The organism is Bacillus pfraonensis (assembly GCF_050768835.1).
GTDB classification, from domain to species: domain Bacteria; phylum Bacillota; class Bacilli; order Bacillales; family Bacillaceae_G; genus Bacillus_A; species Bacillus_A pfraonensis.
Genome location: NZ_JAHCDO010000006.1, coordinates 26,757 through 47,012, shown reverse-complemented (window position 1 = coordinate 47,012; position 20,256 = coordinate 26,757). Strand labels below are relative to the sequence as shown.

Annotated in this window: 20 protein-coding genes; 8 read left to right on the top strand and 12 right to left on the bottom strand. The window is 35.9% G+C overall.

Annotated elements, in window-relative coordinates; genetic code table 11:
* Positions 1–49: 49 nt before the first annotated feature.
* Complete coding sequence (locus KFD70_RS07575; protein WP_336450921.1) at positions 50–298, bottom strand: hypothetical protein; 249 nt, start codon at positions 296–298, stop codon at positions 50–52.
* A gap of 213 nt (positions 299–511) precedes the next feature.
* Here KFD70_RS07575 and KFD70_RS07570 point away from each other — a divergent pair, with 213 nt between their 5' ends.
* Genes KFD70_RS07570 through KFD70_RS07560 form a run of 3 tightly spaced genes read left to right on the top strand, consistent with a single transcriptional unit; the run spans position 512 to position 2,030 of the window.
* The gene (locus KFD70_RS07570; RefSeq protein WP_336450920.1) at positions 512–988 is read left to right on the top strand and encodes a DUF2975 domain-containing protein; all 477 of its coding nucleotides are present in this window, start codon (positions 512–514) and stop codon (positions 986–988) included.
* A 10-nt stretch (positions 989–998) separates the two neighbouring features.
* On the top strand, positions 999–1,223 hold the full coding sequence (locus KFD70_RS07565; RefSeq protein WP_241819304.1) for a helix-turn-helix domain-containing protein: 225 nt from the start codon (positions 999–1,001) through the stop codon (positions 1,221–1,223).
* A gap of 15 nt (positions 1,224–1,238) precedes the next feature.
* Positions 1,239–2,030 (top strand): DUF817 domain-containing protein, encoded by a 792-nt coding sequence (locus KFD70_RS07560; protein WP_431613087.1) that lies wholly within the window; start codon positions 1,239–1,241, stop codon positions 2,028–2,030.
* 352 nt (positions 2,031–2,382) lie between these two features.
* Here the strand turns inward: KFD70_RS07560 and KFD70_RS07555 are convergent, their stop codons facing one another.
* The 3 genes from KFD70_RS07555 to KFD70_RS07545 all read right to left on the bottom strand — a co-directional run bounded on the left by KFD70_RS07555 (position 2,383) and on the right by KFD70_RS07545 (position 5,859).
* The gene (locus tag KFD70_RS07555; RefSeq protein WP_336450918.1) at positions 2,383–3,915 is read right to left on the bottom strand and encodes a fatty acid--CoA ligase family protein; all 1,533 of its coding nucleotides are present in this window, start codon (positions 3,913–3,915) and stop codon (positions 2,383–2,385) included.
* Between the two features lie 210 nt (positions 3,916–4,125).
* A complete protein-coding gene (gene lplA / locus KFD70_RS07550; protein ID WP_431613086.1) occupies positions 4,126–5,115 on the bottom strand; it encodes a lipoate--protein ligase in 990 nt (329 codons plus the stop codon).
* 9 nt (positions 5,116–5,124) lie between these two features.
* Positions 5,125–5,859 carry an MBL fold metallo-hydrolase gene (locus KFD70_RS07545; RefSeq protein WP_431613085.1) on the bottom strand — a complete coding sequence of 245 codons (735 nt, stop codon included), beginning with the start codon at positions 5,857–5,859 and terminating at the stop codon, positions 5,125–5,127.
* A gap of 203 nt (positions 5,860–6,062) precedes the next feature.
* On the opposite strand from KFD70_RS07545, the gene yhfH reads away from it, so the two are divergent.
* Positions 6,063–6,191: a protein YhfH gene (gene yhfH / locus KFD70_RS07540; RefSeq protein WP_000567010.1), complete on the top strand. Its 129-nt coding sequence runs from the start codon at positions 6,063–6,065 to the stop codon at positions 6,189–6,191.
* 40 nt (positions 6,192–6,231) lie between these two features.
* Here yhfH and KFD70_RS07535 read toward each other — a convergent pair whose 3' ends face one another.
* Positions 6,232–7,245 carry a LacI family DNA-binding transcriptional regulator gene (locus KFD70_RS07535; protein WP_336450915.1) on the bottom strand — a complete coding sequence of 338 codons (1,014 nt, stop codon included), beginning with the start codon at positions 7,243–7,245 and terminating at the stop codon, positions 6,232–6,234.
* A gap of 199 nt (positions 7,246–7,444) precedes the next feature.
* On the opposite strand from KFD70_RS07535, the gene KFD70_RS07530 reads away from it, so the two are divergent.
* Together KFD70_RS07530 and KFD70_RS07525 are read left to right on the top strand one after the other, a co-directional pair.
* Positions 7,445–8,386 (top strand): helix-turn-helix transcriptional regulator, encoded by a 942-nt coding sequence (locus KFD70_RS07530; RefSeq protein WP_336450914.1) that lies wholly within the window; start codon positions 7,445–7,447, stop codon positions 8,384–8,386.
* A 94-nt stretch (positions 8,387–8,480) separates the two neighbouring features.
* Positions 8,481–9,005, top strand: coding sequence for a DinB family protein (locus KFD70_RS07525; protein WP_336450913.1), 525 nt, complete (start codon positions 8,481–8,483; stop codon positions 9,003–9,005).
* A gap of 89 nt (positions 9,006–9,094) precedes the next feature.
* Here KFD70_RS07525 and KFD70_RS07520 read toward each other — a convergent pair whose 3' ends face one another.
* The 7 genes from KFD70_RS07520 to KFD70_RS07490 form a co-directional block, all read right to left on the bottom strand.
* Positions 9,095–9,397, bottom strand: coding sequence for a DUF2087 domain-containing protein (locus KFD70_RS07520; protein ID WP_431613084.1), 303 nt, complete (start codon positions 9,395–9,397; stop codon positions 9,095–9,097).
* A gap of 146 nt (positions 9,398–9,543) precedes the next feature.
* Positions 9,544–10,527, bottom strand: a complete 984-nt coding sequence (locus KFD70_RS07515; protein ID WP_336450911.1) for a carbohydrate kinase family protein — start codon at positions 10,525–10,527, stop codon at positions 9,544–9,546.
* A gap of 17 nt (positions 10,528–10,544) precedes the next feature.
* On the bottom strand, positions 10,545–12,017 hold the full coding sequence (locus tag KFD70_RS07510; protein ID WP_336450910.1) for a glycoside hydrolase family 32 protein: 1,473 nt from the start codon (positions 12,015–12,017) through the stop codon (positions 10,545–10,547).
* Between the two features lie 65 nt (positions 12,018–12,082).
* Positions 12,083–13,531, bottom strand: a complete 1,449-nt coding sequence (locus KFD70_RS07505) for a sucrose-specific PTS transporter subunit IIBC (protein ID WP_336450909.1) — start codon at positions 13,529–13,531, stop codon at positions 12,083–12,085.
* 103 nt (positions 13,532–13,634) lie between these two features.
* A complete protein-coding gene (locus KFD70_RS07500; RefSeq protein ID WP_336450908.1) occupies positions 13,635–14,618 on the bottom strand; it encodes a LacI family DNA-binding transcriptional regulator in 984 nt (327 codons plus the stop codon).
* A gap of 270 nt (positions 14,619–14,888) precedes the next feature.
* A complete protein-coding gene (locus KFD70_RS07495; protein WP_336450907.1) occupies positions 14,889–17,411 on the bottom strand; it encodes a YhgE/Pip family protein in 2,523 nt (840 codons plus the stop codon).
* Between the two features lie 484 nt (positions 17,412–17,895).
* On the bottom strand, positions 17,896–18,468 hold the full coding sequence (locus KFD70_RS07490) for a TetR/AcrR family transcriptional regulator (protein ID WP_336450906.1): 573 nt from the start codon (positions 18,466–18,468) through the stop codon (positions 17,896–17,898).
* 295 nt (positions 18,469–18,763) lie between these two features.
* Between KFD70_RS07490 and KFD70_RS07485 the strand changes: the two genes are divergently transcribed.
* The gene (locus KFD70_RS07485) at positions 18,764–19,216 is read left to right on the top strand and encodes a hypothetical protein (RefSeq protein WP_336450905.1); all 453 of its coding nucleotides are present in this window, start codon (positions 18,764–18,766) and stop codon (positions 19,214–19,216) included.
* A 172-nt stretch (positions 19,217–19,388) separates the two neighbouring features.
* Entirely contained in the window at positions 19,389–20,246 is an 858-nt protein-coding gene (locus tag KFD70_RS07480) for a hypothetical protein (RefSeq protein ID WP_336450904.1), read from the top strand.
* Positions 20,247–20,256: the final 10 nt, after the last annotated feature.

Sequence of the window (20,256 nt, the reverse complement as noted above, 5' to 3'; positions counted from 1 at the left end):
CAAATAAAAACACTAAACGATTTGTCTAGTGTTTCTTATTTTCCTATATTTAAGAATGTAAGTGTACTTTTTTCTTATTTTGAAACAGTAAGGAATGCGCACTATTTACTTTTTTCTCCAAATAATCTAATGAATAAGTCCCAGAAGGGTCTGCTAAATCACCAATTGCTCCTGAAAGATGATCAATTATCTTGTGTAAAGTTTCTATATCTCTTTCTTTCTTTTTCCTATGCATTTCATCCATAATATCATAAACAAGGTGTTGTACTTTACGTAACCGCATTTCTTTTCTCTTCACAAAAGCCTCCTCCTCATCCATGCAATTCATACTGATTTAAATATATAACGTCACAGCTTAATCCATTCATGTAATCAGAAATACTTTTTATTTCCGTATACAACTAACATTTACTTAACAACAAAAACATCATTATAATAAATAAAAGTTTATTGTAAAACGATAAATAATATGTTAAATTCAAATTTATAATAAATAAGTGAGGTGCTTTTTATGAAACAAGTTTCAACGCTCTTTTTAAAGATCGCTGTTATGCTTATTGGAATTCCGATTCTTGCTTTATGTATATTTGGCTTACCTTGGTTAGCTAATAATCCAGTAAATCCAGATTATGCCTATATACTATATCCCATTTTAATCATTATGTATGTATCAGTGATACCATTTTTCGTTGCGTTGTATCAGGCGTTCCGACTTCTAAGCTATATTGACAAGAACAAAGCTTTCTCGAAATTATCTGTAAAAGCTTTAAAAAATATAAAATACTGTGCAATCACAATCAGTCTCTTATATGCGGTAGGCATGCCATTCTTTTATTTCATGGCGGAGATAGACGACGCACCAGGTATCATACTAATTGGCTTAGTCATTATTTTTGCTTCAATGGTAATTGCAGTGTTTGCTGCTGTTCTTCAAAAGCTTTTAAAAGAAGCGATTGATATAAAATCAGAAAATGACTTAACGGTCTGAGGTGATGAACATGGCAATAATAATCAATATTGATGTGATGTTGGCTAAAAGGAAAATGAGTGTAACAGAACTTTCAGAGAGGGTTGGAATAACAATGGCTAACCTTTCTATATTGAAAAATGGAAAGGCAAAAGCAATTCGTTTTTCCACTTTAGAGGCAATTTGCAAAGCATTGGAATGCCAACCTGGAGACATTTTAGAATACAGAAATGACGAAGACAATCAAGATTCATAAAGTGAGGCGCAAATCATGGGAGCACTAAAACAACTCGTTCGTTTCGGCTTTGAGCAGGCTCTATCGTGTTTGTTTCCAGTCGTTATTTTCGTATCTTTAGCGTTTACACAAATCGTGCCTCTTCCCTTCCTCACGCGATATGACTGGCTACTCATCATCTGTCTTCTGATGCAGTGGTGGATGGTGCGTTCTGGACTTGAAACACGTGATGAACTAAAGGTTATCACATTGTTCCATCTGATTGGACTTGCTCTTGAACTTTTCAAGGTACATATGGGCTCCTGGTCTTATCCGGAGGAAGGATATTTCAAAATTTTCGGAGTGCCTTTATATAGCGGATTCATGTATGCAAGTGTAGCGAGTTACCTTTGCCAGGCGTGGAGGAGGTTGAAAGTTGAACTCGTTAAGTGGCCACCGTTTTTCGTAGTTGTTCCTCTTGCAGCTGCAATTTATTTGAATTTTTTCACCCACCATTTTTGGATCGACATTCGTTGGTGGTTATCCGCACTTGTTATTATCGTCTTTTGGCAATCATGGGTCACATACGAGGTTGGCGGAACGCGTTACCGTATGCCACTCGCACTTTCTTTTGTACTCATCGGATTTTTTATATGGGTAGCTGAAAATATTGCAACGTTCTTTGGAGCTTGGAAGTATCCAAACCAAACCGATACATGGAATCTCGTTCATCTAGGAAAGGTGAGTTCGTGGCTTTTATTAGTGATTGTTAGCTTTCTTATAGTAGCGACGTTAAAACAGGTTAAGGGAAAAAATTCCACACAGGTAGATACTAGTCAATTTTTATAAAGTGAAACTTCAATCAGTGGGGGTTTTCTCCATCCCCCACTGATTGTTAGCCCTAACCAATCGGGCTTTTATGGGCTGTTTATCTCCCACCTAAACTTCTTCGCATTCTCTTACGTTTTGAGGTGGGAGTATTACAGCCCGTTAAAGCGGGATAAATAGCTTTTGACCATTTTTTAAGAATGCATGATATTCACTTAAGCTATAAGAGACTATTACGTAGCAAAAAATTCCATCTATATTCAAAACGATAGAATCCATTTTGATTGATTTTTTTCAAAATGGATTCTTTGAGTTTTCCGTAAAATACAGGTTTCTATTTTATTTTTGATCAAACTTCATTCCAAACCTACAATTACACCTTTAACGCCTTTTCCCGAAGCGCTCTTCTCAGTAATTTACCTGTCGTATTTTTCGGCAGTTCCTCCAAAAACTCGATGCTCTTTGGCACCTTATATTTTGCAAGGTGTAAAGAGCAGTAATGCATTAACTCTTCTTCTGTTACCGCCTCATTCTTCAGAACAACATAGGCGCGTACAGCTTCTCCTAAGTTTTCATCTGGAACACCAATCGCAACAACTTCCGCAACCGCTTCATGTTGATATAGTACTTCTTCTACTTCACGAGGATATACGTTATAACCGCCGACAAGTACAATATCTTTTTTACGATCAACAATATAGAAATAACCTTCCTCATCCATTCTCGCTAAGTCTCCTGTATACAGCCAGCCATCGCGAAGCACTGCCGCTGTGTCTTCAGGTGCATTATAGTAACCTTTCATTACATTCGGACCGCGAACAATTAATTCACCAACTTCGCCTACAGGTACTTCTTCCCCAAGCTCATTCACAATTTTATTTTCTACATGCCAAATATTCGTTCCAATTGATCCTGGTTTACGTGGGCGATCTAGCGGGTTAAAACAAGTTACTGGCGAAGCCTCTGATAGCCCATATCCTTCTGAAACAATAACATTAAAGCGATTTTCAAAGTTTTTCAGAAGCGCAACCGGCATCGAAGCTCCGCCTGAAATACAGAGACGCAGCGTCTGAACATCGTCTGCGCTTGCTTCTTCATATAAATATAGATAATTATACATCGTTGGTACGCCCGCAAATATAGTTGGCTTATATGTACGAGAAATTCGAAATACTTCTTTCGGACTAAACTTTGGTAACATTAAAATCGTCGCCCCGTTCACAATTGGTGCATTCACTGCAACTGTTAAACAAAATACATGGAACATAGGAAGTGCCGCAATAATACGGTCGTCCGCAGTATATTGTAAATACGCCGCTACATCACTGGCATTACTATATAAGTTTTTATGTGTTAACATAGCCCCTTTTGGCTTTCCTGTTGTTCCAGAAGTGTACAAAATAACAGCTACATCTTCTTCATCTAACGCAGGCCCTTCATATGATAGGTCGCCACTTCCTATAAGACTAGTAAACGTTTTCATTTTTTCGGTTTCTGTATGATTGAAATCTGATGAGGTTTCGCATATGATGATATATTCGAGAGAAGGAAGTCTTGTTGTAAGAGATTGTATAACAGGTAGAAGGACGTCGAGTGTGATGATTGTTTTTACATCTCCATTTTGCAAAATATAATGCATTTCATCTGCTGTATAAATTGGATTAATTGGAATGACAGTTGCTCCAGCTTTCATCGTTCCATATAAACCAACTAAGAAATGCGGTGAATTACCAACAACTAATGCAACATTGTCCCCTTTTCCAATGCCCATTTTTGCTAAATTACTAGAAAACCTCGTGACCATTTCGTTTAATTGGTCATACGAGACCGACTGGTCCATAAATATATACGCTGGTTTCTCTCCTTTCTGTTTTGCTGTTTCAGCCAAAGATTGAACGAGATTCACACAAACCCCACCTTTATAAAATTTAGAAAATTTAAAAATTCTAAATACATTATATTAAAAGAAAATTCAAGTAGCAAGTAACATTCAAATACTTGCATATAAATGAGCATTCATTCATTTTTCAATGAGAGACTCTATTCATTGTTTTTATGCGCTTTTTTGCAACAAAATAAAAAACAGTCATACGAAAAATATGACTGTTTTTACCAATTAAAAGAATAGCGCTAAGAAATCTTCTTTTGTTATATTACCAAAATAGCGTTTTACATCCACATCTTCTAAAGCCGCGGCAAAAGCGTCCTTATCAAACTGAACACCTGTTAAACGCTCTTCAATATCATGAACATCTAGAACGCCGAAGAAATCACCGTATACTTTACATTCAGTTACTGTTCCCTTTGTTACCTCTAGGCGAACATCAACTTGTCCAACTGGGAAACGGTGTGAATGTTGTAAGTTGAATTTAGGAGATTTACCGTAGTTCCAATCCCAATTACGGTAGCGCTCTTCCGAAATTTTGTAGATTTCTTTCCAATCCTCTTCTGTTAGCTCGTATGTTGGAATTTCTGTTTCTCCTTCGAAAATTGTCTCAAGAAGCAGTTGTCTAAACTCCTCTGTCGTCATTTTTTCATTTAAAAATTCCGTAATATTCGCTACGCGGCTACGGATTGACTTAATTCCTTTTGATTGAATCTTGTTCATTTTTACTTTCAGTGCAGATACAACATGATCAATTTCAGAATCAAATAGTAATGTACCGTGACTAAACATACGACCTTTCGTTGAGAACTGTGCGTTACCTGAAATTTTTCGTCCTTCAGCTAAAATGTCATTACGACCGCTTAATTCTGCATTTACACCTAATTTCCCCAGCGCTTTTGTAACAGGCTCTGTGAATTTTTTGAAGTTATGAAAACTATCGCCATCATCTTTCGTAATAAAGCTGAAGTTTAAGTTTCCTAAATCGTGATATACAGCGCCGCCACCTGATAAGCGACGTACAACATGAATCCCTTTTTCCTTTACATAATCAGCATTGATTTCTTCGGCTGTATTTTGGTTTTTTCCAATGATAATGGAAGGCTCATTAATGTAGAACAGTAGGTACGTTTCATTAATATCTAAATTTTTCACACAGTATTCTTCAATTGCTAAATTAATTGTAGGATCTGTAATCCCTTTATTATCAATAAATAACATGTAATCACCTCATGAATTCCAAACGTAACCGCTATGCGCAAGCACAATAGGGCCACTAAAAATTTGTTTTGCTTCTTCTACTAAATCAGATGTGTTTCCTGCATGCGGCAAATGCGTTAAAAGAAGTTCCTTTACATTTGCTTCCTTTGCAATATTCGCCACTTCTGTACTATTCATATGCCCTGCTTTTGCAGCTTCCTGATGTGCATACATATTGCACTCACAAATAAATAAATCCGCGTCTTTTGTAAATGGAATGAATTCAGGAATGTAGCTGGAATCAGCGCTATATACGATCATCTGATCTCCCGCCGTAATACGCATCGCATAGCATATAACCGGATGAACTGTCTTTAAAAATGAAATCGAGAATGGTCCAATTTGAAGTGTGTCTTCCGGATTGTACACAACCCCTTTCGTATGCGGTTCATGTGTTAAAGCAGCGAATCCTTGCACATCAAAGCCATGCCCATAGATTGGCAATGGTGGTAATTGTCCTTTTGTCGCACTTGTAATTAACCTTGCATATTGCAATACCCCAATATCTGCAACATGATCGTGATGATAATGTGACAACAGAACTGCATCTATATCAGACGGTGTTATATATTTTTGAAGCTGTGCTAGTACACCACTACCACAGTCAACAAGTAAACGAAAACCATCGTGTTCAAATAAATACCCCGACGTTGCTTCTCCCGCTTCTGGAAAGCCACCCCAAAAGCCAACAACAGTCATTTTCATATGTATCCATCCTTTCTAACAACCAATAGAAATGTAGTATTCCTCCTCTAATGAGAAAGATTTTTACTTACACTCTACATTGTTAACTATAATCCATTTCCTAAACTTTTTCATTATTTTTCACTTTTGTTATAAAACAGTTGTTGACATTCGTTATTTGTACTAATACAATGATACTAAGAAATGGAAATGGAGGGATTTACATGATCGATCAACCAATGGAATTTTTCAGAAATTTGCCAACAAAAACTTGTGCGCACTGCGGGAAGGAAATTGATGAGCAACACGAAGCATATCATAATAAATGTGACGATTGCGTTCACGAAGAATAGTAGTTTTTAAACATAAGAAAAACCTAGCAGACATCGTCTACTAGGCTAGTAACATCGTATTCTTCATCGTTGAACCTTTGACTAAAAGCTCTAGTTCAAACTCATACAATTCTTTTTTTCTATAATTTTTCGTATGGATTTTATCCATCATTAAATCAACAACTTTTCGAGCCATTTCATCAATTGGCTGTTCAATTGTTGTAATACCAGGCTCTGTAATCTGTGATAAAATTTGATTATCGAAGCCAACTACAGCTAAATCATCAGGAATGCTCCAGCCATGGCGTTTCGCTTCTGCGATAATTCCAGCTGCGACTTCATCGCCTCCTGCCAAAATAGCGGTAGGATTTTTTTTGTCCTTTAATACTTCATGGAACATTCTTTTGCCATCTTCCCAAGAGAAAGCGTTTTCAAGAAAGTCAATTGCTTCTACTTCTTTGCTCTTCTCAGTGATTGCACGTAAAAAGCCCATTTTTCTTTGTTGACTCACTATTTTCGTTTCATTCCCGCGGCAAAAAATAAGATTGCGATACCCTTGTTCTAACACATGCTTCGCAGCGATATAAGCTCCTTGTGCATGATCAAATTTAACCGTTGGAATATTGGCTTCTTCAATATATTCATTACATAACACGATTGGACCGTGCTGTAAATATGGCTCTACATTCTCCCATGGATTCTCAAGTGAACATAAAATAATACCATCAACTTGTTTTGTTGATAACAGTTGTAAGTATTCCATCTCTTTTTCCGGTAAGTATCTTGTTTGACAAATAATCAGTTTATATTTATGTTCAGAAGCAGCAATCTCAATTGCTTCAATAAATCTACTGAAAAAAGGATTTGTAATCCTTGGAACAAGCACCGCAATTGTTTCTGTTTTTTGTTTTCTAAGCCGTCTTGCTGCAGAATTAGGAACGAAGCCTAAATGCTTCATCGCCAATTGGACCCTCTTTTTCTTCTCGTCTGATACATACGGATGGTTGTTAATCACCCGAGAAACCGTTGTTCTTGATAACCCCGCTAATTTCGCCACGTCCTCGATCGTTGACACGAAATTCTCCCCCTTTGTATGAAAACGTTTTCTTAAGTAGATTATATAGTATATTATTGGAAACTGCAATATGGGTTCGCATGATTTTACTATATTAATATTATACATAGGAAAAAGTCTGTATATGCAGGAGAAGGAATTGTATCTTTCGAACACTCCATTGTACAGATTATTATTACGTAAATAAGGGTGATACATAATGAATCGGACCGATCGTTTACTTGCTATTCTCATAGAATTGCAGAGAAAACAACTTGTTACGGCCAAAAGCTTAGCGGAAAAATTTGAAACCTGTAAGAGAACGATATACCGTGATATGCAAGCACTGAGTGAATCTGGTGTCCCTATATTTTCGATGCCAGGACGAGGTTATTCTTTAATGGAAGGTTATTTTTTACCGCCTATTCAATTCAATCCTGAAGAAGCGGTAACCCTTCTATTAGGGAGCGATTATGTCCAACAAAACCTTGATTCGGGCTATGCTACACATGCAAAATCTGCTAAAGAGAAACTAGAAGTAATCCTTCCCCCTGAACAACAGAAAAAAGTCAAAGAGCTAAAAGGAACTTTTCGCTTCCTCTCTAATGCTTTTTTTCATCAAAAATCAGAACAAGAACAGTTAGAAAAACATCTTTTTCTATTGCAAGTAGCCATTCAAAAACAGCAATGCGTTTCTTTTTCTTATCGTAAACCGAATCAAGCTGATCAAACAAAGCGTACCGTGAATCCTTATGGCTTAGTCAATATTTCAGGAATTTGGTACATTGTTTCTCATTGCCTTCTGCGGCAACAAATACGTCATTTTCGTTTAGATCGTATGAGCGATTTACAAAAGGAACAGAAATTCTTTGCTAAACCTGAAGATTTCTACTTACCAGATTATCAACCAGTGAATACCCGAACCACTACGATTCATTTACTATTTCATTCTGCCGTCTCTCACAAAGTTATCGAATCCCGTTATTTTTATATAGATTCCTACCAACAAAAAGATGATGGCTTTCATGTATTTTTGAAATCAAGAAATATAGATGAAGTATTTTCTTGGATATTGAGCTGGGGAAGCCAAGTAAAAGTGTTAGAACCGACTATTCTGTCGAAGAAAATTCGAGAAGAAGCAAAGAAAATGCTACAAATGTAATTTTTTCTTTCCCTGCTGACATAATGGTGTCAACATTGCTCGTTTATAGTGATCTTTAAGAACTACATTTTATAAAAGAAAAGGAGCTAATTCTATGAATCCAAATGTCATTTTAGAGAAATTTGAAAGTTTAGCAACATACTATATTAACGAATTAGAAAAATACTCCCTTGAACAGTTTAGAAGAAAACTGGCCGAAGACGAATGGTCTCTTGGACAAATGTATAATCACTTACTTGCAGCTTCAAATATGCAATTAGATGCCATTGAAAAGTGTACAACTGATTCTGCAGCTATAGATGGTAAAAAAACAGATATGGGTGAAAAAGTATATAGTGCTGGCGCTTTTCCCCCGATACAAATCAAATTGCCAAATCGGCCTGGATACGCACCTGAAAATCCAACAGATAAAGAAATTATTAAACAAGAGTTGTTACAACTCATTGAGAAAATGAAAGAAATCGAGTCAAAACTCCCTTCGATTTCAAACAATTATAAAGTGGAACATCCAGGACTTGGATATCTAAACGCTGGAGAGTGGTTTCAATTGATTTTTATGCACTTTTCACACCATCTTCATCAGAAAGAACGCTTGGAACAGAGTATTATTCTAAAATAAAAGATGACCTTTCTTTACTTATTATGCCTAAGAGAACCGTTGTTAATAGAAATTATTCACAGCGGTTCTTTTTATTAATAGTTCTTTCCTTATAACTCTTCCCACTTCTTCCATTCTTGCTTTGGATTTATACTATACATACTTTCATTCCGATCCATAAATCCATGAATGATGAATTCTCTTCTAATCGTACAAAAATCTTCATGATGCTGTTTTATAAATGCATTTCCTTCTTTTTCTGTATATTGTTGTTCAGGATTTAATTTACTTATAAGGTACTCGAATATCACTAACTTTTTCTTCTTTTGACCAGGAATTGCTTTTAACTTACCATTTGCATCAAAAAAATTTCTAATGATCGTATCTCTGAATTTCACTTGACTGTCGCTCATTGCTGAAGTGAAGGTGGGGGTAGTTCAATGAGTAAATTATATAGTATATGATTAGAAACTGTAATACTACAGAATACAATTAAGTCACTTTCTCTTTCTTTATCTTTCATGCAAAAAAGAGCCGTAATGATACATACGACTCTTTTTTATACTTTATAAAGTGAAGTTTGAATCAACTCATTAATCCCTTCTTTCGTTGGAATAGAAGACATCGCTCCTTTTCCTGTCGTAGTAAGGGCCCCACTAGCATTGGCGAATGCTAGTATCTCCTGCCAATGCATATGAAGTATCTCTTCTACATTGTGTTGTTTTACTTCTTTCTCTAATAATTTATACAAACACCCACCAATGAATGCATCCCCTGCACCTGTTGTATCCTGTACTACTACATGATATCCAGCTAACTCATACTGTTTATTCTTCATATATAATTCCGCACCGTGGGATCCTTTTGTATAAATTACAGCTTTTACATCCCCTATAAATAAAGATGCAATCGCTTCTTTCGTATTACAAATCCCTGTAATAAATGTTAATTCTTCATCTGAAATTTTTATGATATGTGCACTTGGTATAAATTCTATAATCGTCTTTCTACAATCTTCTGCATGTTTCCAAAGCGGTAGCCGCACATTGGGATCAAAACTAATAATCGCTCCTTTTGTTTTAGCAGAACGGATTGCTTTCACATGTGCATATTTCATCGGACTTTCTACTAAATCAACAGAGCAAAAATGAAGAATATCCCCTTCTTCAAACCATTCTTCATCTATTTCATTTTCACTAAACAATAGGTCTGCAGAAGGATTACGATAAAATGAAAAATCACGTTCACCATCTTCACGTAATGAGACGAAAGCAAGACCTGTATTCGCTTCGCTCGTTCTCGTAACCTTTTCTGTATTTACACCTACTTGCTGCAATTGTTCTAAAAGGAAGTCGCCGAATGCATCAAAACCCAATTGGGTAATTATAGATGCATTTCCTCCGTATTTTGCGACAGCAGCTGCTACATTTGCAGGCGCTCCCCCTGGAACTCTTTGAAACTCTCCCACATCTTTTAAAAACATTCCCTTTTGAACAGGAATGAAATCAATTAAAACTTCCCCAATCGCATATAATCGCTTCATACACTTCACCTCTTCTTTTATTCATAATCCCATCTTGTTGCTTGGAGCATTACACTTCCTTTATTAGCAAAGAAACGAATTGCAGTACTATCAGCTCTCGGGAAAATCCGGCTAGTAAATACTTCTTCCCCATCATTTATAAAGATTTCAACAGAAGATACATCTACAAATACATGAAATTTAATTGTTTGTGATTCTATTGAACACTTCCTCTGTGTCCCATAAGCCTCTCCTACTGCTTCGCCTGAATGTGCACGGTCTAATATAACTTTTTTCTGAACAGCATCATACTTAACGATTGTTCCCTCATTTTCACTTGCTCTCACTATAATTCCATATTCATCTGCATTGTTATTTTCAAATTCACAAATCATTTCATATGATTTCCCTGTAAATCCTTTGTACATTTTCTGTTCGCTACATATTCTATCCTTTATTTTATACTCCCTTTTACGAAGTACTTGCAATTCTTTGATTGGACGCTGAATAAGTTTATCTCCACGAACAAGTAATTCCCTTGGTAATGTCAAACAATGCGCCCAACCATTTTTATCAGTTGGATAATTTATTTCTGGTAACCCCATCCATCCAACTACAATACGTCTGCCCTCTGGATCAACTGTTGTTTGCGGGGCATAAAAATCAAACCCTCTGTCTAATTCATGAAAGGAGCCGTGTGACATAAACATTTGTTTTATATCTAACTTGTCTCCAAGAATATAACCAGATTGAAAAATATTTTCATAATGATCTCCTTTAGCGTTTAAACCTTGTGGAGAAAATAATAGGATGCCTCTATCCTCTACTTCAAAATAATCTGGGCATTCCCACATATAACCGAAGTGATTTAAATCCGTTTGTATTTCCCCTTCGCACTGCCAATGTAACAAGTCAGGAGAAGAATACACTACAACACACCCTGTCCCATTTTTCCGCTGTGCCCCAATAACTGTATAAAATATCTCATCTTTTTTAAAGACCTTCGGATCCCGAAAATGATCTGTATATTCATCTGGTACCTTATCAATAACAGGCTGTTCTAACTTTGTAATTTCCCCTGCTTCATCCATAACAGCAATACATTGATATGGCTTTCTTATCCAATTTTCATCACGAGTATTACCCGTATAAAGTAAATACAACTTCCCTTCATGCTCAATTGCACTTCCCGAATAAGCGCCATGACTATCGTAATCATTTGTCGGTTTAATCCCTATACCAACATTTTTCCAATGAACAAGATCTGTTGATTTCGTATGATACCAATACTTTAAACCGTGCACAGGTCCAAGCGGAAACCACTGATAAAATAAATGATATTCACCATTATAATAAGAAAACCCATTTGGATCATTCAGTAGACCTGTTTCAGGCTGTATATGAAATGTTTGTCTCCACAAACAATCGTTTACTCTTTCTTTTAAACTTTGCATTTCTTCGTCGCTTACTTCTTCAATCCGACGATAACGTTGTTCTTTTGTCCATATCATTTCCATCAAACTCCCTTAATGAACAAAGAAGAACCTTATCATTCTCCTCTATTCATTACAATAAATTAAGCTGCATCTTTTTGAGAAGAGTCCATTCCCCGCTTTTTTGCTCGTTTTGCTAAAAGAAGTGTTACACCAAAAGCCACTATAAAAGAAATCACCATTCCAATTACATACGGGATAATACTATCTGGTCTAATGGAAATAATACCAGGCAATCCAGCAGCTCCTAATGCAATCGCTTTTACCTTATAAAAGGTTACAAAGGCAGATGCAGTTCCCGCACCAATAATCGCTCCTATAAACGGATATCTTAATTTTAAATTAACACCAAACATCGCTGGTTCTGTAATACCTAAGAGGGCAGAAATCCCTGCTGCTGAGGCAACTCCTTTCACTTTGTTATCTCGTGTAACTAAAGAGACTGCAAGAGTTGCTGCGCCTTGAGCAACGTTAGACATTGCCGCAATTACAAATATGAATGAACCACCTGTTTTTGCAACATCAGCAAGTAATTGTGTTTCCACTGCAATAAAACTATGGTGCATACCTGTAATAACAATTGGTGCATACAGTAATCCAAAAATACCGCCACCAATAAATCCAACTGTATCATATAACCAAACAATTCCATCTGTTAACAAATTACCTGCAGAACGTGTAATGGGCCCTACTACCGTAAATGTTAGTAAACCTGTAACAAAAATCGTTAATAAAGGCGTCAGAAGGTTATCAAGTGCCGTTGGAATAACTCTTCTTAAATATGTTTCTATTTTCGCTAAAATAAATGATGCCACGAGAACTGGTAATACAGTGCCTTGATACCCTACTTTCTCAATACTAAAACCTAGTATATGCCAAGCGGGTACTTTGTCAGCCAATAAAGCTGCCCCATATTCATAACCGTTCAGTAAATCTGGATGGACCATTAACATACCAAGAGCTGCCCCAAGATAAGGATTCCCGCCAAACCGTTGTGTTGCCGAGAAACCTATTAAAATTGGTAAGAATACGAATGCTGCATTTGCGAATGTATTAATAAGAGCTGCTAAATCTGTAATTTGAGGATTTGCTTCTACTAATGATTTTCCTGCAATAAATAAGTCTTTTGCTGTTAATAAATTATTAATCCCCATTAATAATCCGCCCGCTACAATAGCCGGAATAATAGGAACAAAAATATCAGAAAGCATTTTGACAAACCGCTGAAGTGGATTCAACTTTTTCGTCCCAGCAGCTTTCACGTCTGTTGTAGACATCCCAGAAATCTCTGTCAATCTTGCAAATTCTTTATACACTTCGTTCACAGTTCCTGAACCGATAATAACTTGAAACTGTCCTCCCGTAGAGAAAGTCCCCTTCACCTCATCCATACAATCAAGTTTCTTTTGATCCACTTTCCCCTCATCATGTAGAACTAAACGTAAACGGGTTGCACAGTGTGCCGCTGCCGATACATTCTCTTTACCACCAATTGCTTCTAAAATTTCTTTTGCAATTTGATTGTAGTTCATAATGCTCCCCCTTTATTATTTTTATTTTTGGAACCGGTTCCAAAAATAACCCTAATTAAAACCAGTCATTGGAACCGGTTTCAATTAGATTATATGCTCACGTTTATATATTGTCAACGCTTTCTCTTTCAATTATTTCGTATTGTGATACCGAAATTTTTTCTACTGCTTCTTCATTTACGAGTTTTACAATATTTCGAGCTGCATTTTGTCCAGCTTCTTTATAATAAAATTTCACAGTTGTTACAGCGGGGTGAATCACTCCTGTTACTTGATACCCCCCAAATCCAGTAATAGACAAATCTTTAGGTACTCGCAACCCTTTCATATAGGCTGCTTTTAGTGCACCGAGCGCGATATTATCTGTTGCACACACTAAAGCAGATGGACGAAATTCTTCAATAATTTCAGAGGCTTTTTCAATTGCATCTTCAATTTTAAAACTTGTTTCGTAATATTTCACTTCACATCCAGCAGCTTCTTCTACTGCTCGTTTGAAGCCTTGCTTTCGCTTTATACCAACTGCAATATCGTGCTCTGTTACACCTAAATAACTAATTTTTTTATGCCCTCTCGCCAAGATATATTGCCCTATGTCATAGGCTGCTCCATAATCATCATGAATAAAGCTATACACCTCTTGATGCTGCTGTCCAACAAGCATCACTGGTATATCAATTTTACGAAACGCCTCGATATGCTGATCAGTAACTTGTGCAGCCAATAAAATAATCCCCGCGACTTTTTGATTAGCCAATGTATAAATATTTTCAATTTCTCGTTCCAAATCTTGATTGGAATTCGATATTAACATTTGATAATTCAGCTCTCTTAACTGTTCATCAATACCGATTAATGTGAGCGATGACGCATAAGAATCCAAACGCGGGACGATTGTACCAATAATATTCGTTTTCTTCGCCTTTAAACTTTGAGCAAATGTATTCGGAACATATCCTGTATCTTGAATTGCACGTTCAATTTTTCGTTTGGTCGCATCGCTGACAGATCCTCCATTCAAATAACGGGAAACCGTACTCTTTGCAACCCCCGCTATTTGCGCTATATCCAAAATCGTCTTTTTCATCATTTCATCTCCATATCCGATTGCTTACTATGTCAATTTCACATTTCCTATATTACAACTTCTAAGAAATCAACCTTTTATAAATAAAATTCAATATCCTTTTGCTCAAAACCTTATAGGCCATTCTATTTTTATCATAAGTATAAAGTGAATTATTCTATTTAGAAAGTTTAATGGAACTATTCACCTTTTTACGTAAAATATAAAACAGTCCTTCACTTGATGAAAAAATTAAGTGAAGGACTGTTCCTCTTATTTCTATGATTGACCTCAAACTCCCTGACTATATTCTGCTTCAGTCAGATTTCCATATTGCCGCTTATGCATCCAAGTCAACGAACCAATTGTTCCAAGCGATAACACAACAATAAATATCATCAATATACCTGCATTTTGCCACATAAACCCGAAATCTCCACTTGATACAACTGCTTTAAATCCGGACACAGAATATGTCATTGGTAACCATGCATTAAATACTTGTAATGGTTTTGGAATTAACTCAAGTGGGAATGTACCCGCACTTGTTGTTAATTGTAGAATTAATGTTAAAATCGCGATAAAACGTCCAGCGTCGCTGAAGGTAGTTACTAAGAACTGAATTAACGCGATAAACGATATACTTGTCAGAATACTAAACAATACGAAATATGCCACACTTTGTACTTCAATACCTAATCCTAATAATAGTACAGCATCTGCCACAAGCGCTTGAATTACTCCTACTGCAAGTAGTACACCGAACTTACTAATAAACCAGCTAAATCCTGATTTTGGTCTACCAACTGTCTCACGTAATGGGAACACAATCGATAAAAGAAGTGCTCCAACGAATAGACCAAGAGATAAAAAGTATGGTGTAAATCCTGTTCCATAGTTAGGAACTTCTGACATCTTCTCCGTTTGCACTTTCACTGGATCTGCAAACATGTCGTATGTTTTATCTGTTCCTTTTACTTCACTCGTTTTTTCTGCACCTTCTCCTAATTTTTCAGCGAGTTCACCAGTTCCGTCATTTACTTTGACTAAACCGTCTGTTACTTTGCCAGAACCATCTGCTAATTTGTTTACTCCGTCGATTAATTGGCTAGAGCCATCTGATAATTGATTTAAGCCGCCTGTTACTTGATCTGAACCGTTTGCTAACTTGTTCACACCTGCTACTAATTGACCGGATCCATCTGATAATTGATTTATACCTCCATTTAGTTTACCCGCTCCATTCGCTAATTCACTTACTCCACTCACTAGTTTCGGACCATTTTCAGCTAATTGATTTATACCATCATTTAGTTGCTGACTTCCAGTTGCTAATTTCTCTGCTCCAGATTTAGCCCCATCTAACCCTTTACCAAACTCTTGAAAATTAACGACAAACTCATTTTGCCCTTTTGTTAATTGTTCAACACCACTAGCTAAAGCGTTAAGATTCTCAGGGTTCGGTAATTTCGTTTGTAAGCCGTTTGCCGTTTCCTTTACTTTGACCGTTAACTGTGATACCTCTCCTTCAAGTTTAGCGGTTGCACCTGCTACTCCAGCTGATTTCTTTTGCACAGTAGCTGTGCTATTTTCAACATTTGTTATAAATGGCTTTAACTTATCTTGAGATTCCTTAGGTAACTTTTCAATTTGCTCTTTTAAAGCAACTACATCTTGTACTGCTTTATTCGCATCACCTGCATTTAACTGGGCAACTTCATTTAATTGATTTACTTTTTCCACCGATCCAGTAATTTGTTCAGTTGCTTGTTTCAATTCAGCTGGCATGTTAGTTTTCATATCTGACAATCCTGCTGTAGCATTTTGCAATTGATTATTTAAATCTTGTAATCCTGTTTGAATTTTTTTTGCTCCTTGTTCCAATTGTCCTTGTGCACTACCAAGTTGTTTCATTCCACTTGAAAGGTCGGTAGTACCTTTTTGCAACTCACCAGATCCACCTGAAGCACGTTTTAAACCATCATTAAATTGAATAGATTTACCTGCTAGATTATTTAGCCCTTCATATAATTGACCAGATCCATCCACTAGTTTACCAATTCCGCCTTGCAGCTCACCTGATTTATTTACTAATACACTCAAACCATTACTAACTTGACTTGAACCACCTTTTAATTTATGGATCCCTTCTATCATCTCACTAGACTTCCCTTGCAACGTATACAAGCCATCTGTTACTTTTCCAGAACCGTCTTGCAACTCCCCAGCTCCGTCATGTAGCTTATTTGCTCCATCCTTTGCATCAGCAAATCCTTGTGAAACATCTTTAATAGAATCAAACATTTTCTCTGCATACGTTTTTGTTAACGTATTGGAAACTTCACCTTTAATTTTTTCAATCGCAGTTCCGCCGATTTGTGAAGATAAGAAGTTTAAGCTTTCATTTGGAATATATTCTAAGTTTAATGGTTTGGGATTTTCTTTGAGCAGCGTTGTTGCATGATCTGAGAAGTTCTCTGGAACTCGCACCAACATATAATATTTTCGATTTTCCATCCCTTCTTTTGCTTCTTTTTCACTCACAAACTCCCATTTAAAATTTTTATTATCCTTTAACTTATCGACTAATCCATTCCCAACTTCAATTGGTTTCCCATCAAAGACTGCCCCTTTATCGAGATTGACTACCGCAACTGGTAAATCATCTAACTGTTCATATGGATCCCAAAACGCCCATAAAAACATGCCCGCATATAAAAGTGGTACAAATAAAACGGCTATAATCGGTATTAAGACTTTTTTGCTCTTTATAATCTCTGTAAATTCCTTGCCAAGCAACGTAAATCCTCTCATGATTTCCCCTCCTTTTAAATATGACCATAATGTTCAATTAGTCATTTCGAAGCAAATAAAAAGGTTATATCCTGTTATACATATTACCTAACTCTCATAATCTTCTCTCTATACTATGCACCTTTTTATTTCATATGACTATTTAATCCATTCGGTCAATGTAAACAAATAAAACATTATCTTTTCACAACCTCATATCCCTCCCCTCTTATATATATCCAACTTGTTTTTCCGACGTATATATCCATTTTGATTTTCAAACACCTAAGTCGCGGCTATGAAAATAAAAGAAGACCTCCACTCGCTTTCTCCTTTTGTTCTCACTTGGCATGGGGCTAAAAAAGGCACTGACCGCTTCTATGCATGGCCGGATGCTCTCTCCCATCTAAAAAGAATGGTTTGATGTTCATTTTTTAATTCGGATTTATACATTATTGACCATTTTGTTCATTTAGTCATATTTAACTATAATAAAAGGATTATCTTAATTTGACAATCCTTTTAATAAATAAAGTTCAAACAGTTCTGCAATTCGCTCTTTATCTAATGGTTCATGATTTTTTTCCCAATCAAAAATAAGGGATACGTATAAACGAAGCATAATAAATGCTGTAATTTCCGGGTCACATTTACTAATCTCACCCTTTTCAATCGCAACTTCTAAATAAGATTGAATAACGGATACAATCTCAGTCTCCACTTGCTGCATACCCTCTTGTACTTCTTTCGTACCCATATCTCTTTCTTCTTGAATGAGTTTAATCATCAATTGATGTTCTTTTCTGAATTCTAAAATACGATATAATGCTTTATGTACATTTTCAAAAAATGAAACATCTGGACGAATTGCATCTTTTGCAACTTGTTTCATTTCTGTAATTAAGTTAGAAATAATTTCTCCAAACAATTCTTCTTTATTTTTGAAAAAAGTATAAATTGTTCCCTTTCCAACATTCGCTAATTTTGCAACTTGATCCATTGTTGTTGCTTTATAACCAAATGCTGAAAAGGATTTTGTTGCAGCTTCAATAATAGAACGTTTTCTATCAATCGCCACATCTCCACCTCCAAAATGACCATTTGGATAATATAGTCAATTAGTACATTTTTGATATTATCACGGTTTCCCGTTCATTACAAGTTCTCTTTTTATTTATTGCCAATATAAAAAATTCCAATCGATGCATACGCAATACATTATACCATTGTCATAGTGTATCAACAAAAACTTGAACGATAAAAAGGTTTGTTTTGTACAGATTGATTCAGCTTCCCATTACTTCATCAGCTTGCTTCTAAATATATGTAGACAAGCATAAGTTTAAACAAAAATGTAAGGAGGATTAAGCTGGATGAAGCGTTCAGAAACGCTAGTGAGTAAACGCCTGCGGCAAATCAAAATTGCTAGTTTATTTCTTATGCTGTTTTTAATTGTATGGGTTGGATATGTGAAATTCCTTTATGGAAACGGATTTCTTTTAGAAAAAAAGAATGTAGTTGAAGCAATCAATCCTACTATTACTGCAGATATGGAAAAGAGCTTTGGTGTAGATTTGCAAGGGTTCCGTAAAACCAATATGGATACCTTGATTAACTTCAGTAAAACTGATCGTAGCGAATTATCATTAATTGAATTAATCAACAAATCTTGTGCGAAACAGTGCGTAGGAGAGCCTGCGATATATATCAAGTTAGATCATGGGTATGTCCTTTACAAAGAATCTAGCGGGATGAATATCGTTTTAGAAATTAAGAAGAACGATGAATGGAGAATAGAAAACAAACAAGTTAAAAAAGGAATTTAAATGGATCATTTATTTTTAGGGCAAGGAGAAATAAGAGCCCCCGAAGTTTATATCACAATACAAACTTCCCCTCTTTTTTAAATTCTCAATGAAAAAACAAGAATTTTTTTACATTTGATAGTAATATAGAACATAGACATATTTATTACAAATAGTGGGGGCTAGTTCAATCATGATACGTGCACTTCGTTTACATATAAAACAAGCCTTTTTCAATAAGATTTCTCTTACTCTCTTATTTAGTTGGTTCATTCTTGTTTCAATTTATCATTATTACTACATCATTCAATATTTAGGAGGCGAACCTGACGAGCTTTTCACAACAGCTTATAAATGGATTGGCTTTCGCGATAATGAAATGGATGTGTATTTACTGTTAATGCCCGTACTAGCAGCACTCCCTTTTAGTACAAGTTATAACTTTGATAAAGCTGATAAATTCAAATCATTTGTAAGTAAAGAGATTTCCTTTTTTCCTTATGTATGTACGAAATATATCGTTACCTTCCTAATCGGGGGTCTTCTTTATATTCTCCCATTTGTATTTTCATTGTTGTTTTGTAAGCTGACAATCCCAGATGGTAGTCCTACGCCCACCTTGGGTATGATAAAGGACAATAGTATGTTTGCATCATTATACTTCTCTTCTCCCATCACTTATATCTCCCTATATATTGGGATAAATTTTTTATTTGCTGCTCTGATGGCAGTACTCGGTCTCTCTGCATCAATATGGTCAAAAAAAGACTATATGGCAATTCTATTTCCTTTTGCGATAAGCTCATTGCCATATGTGATTTTAAATGTCGTATTCCCTACGATTGGTGGCGCACCTATTCATTTATATGATCCAAAACAGCCTCTCCAAGGAATGTCACCTTATATTTTAGTCGTACAATGCATACTATTTTTAGGAATTAGTTTATTTATGTATATAAAAGGTGTATATAAAGATCAAAAAAAATATATGCGTAGACTGCAAAGAAGAATGCGCTGTAAAAAGTCGATTCAAAAATCAATTGGTATGTAATACAAATATC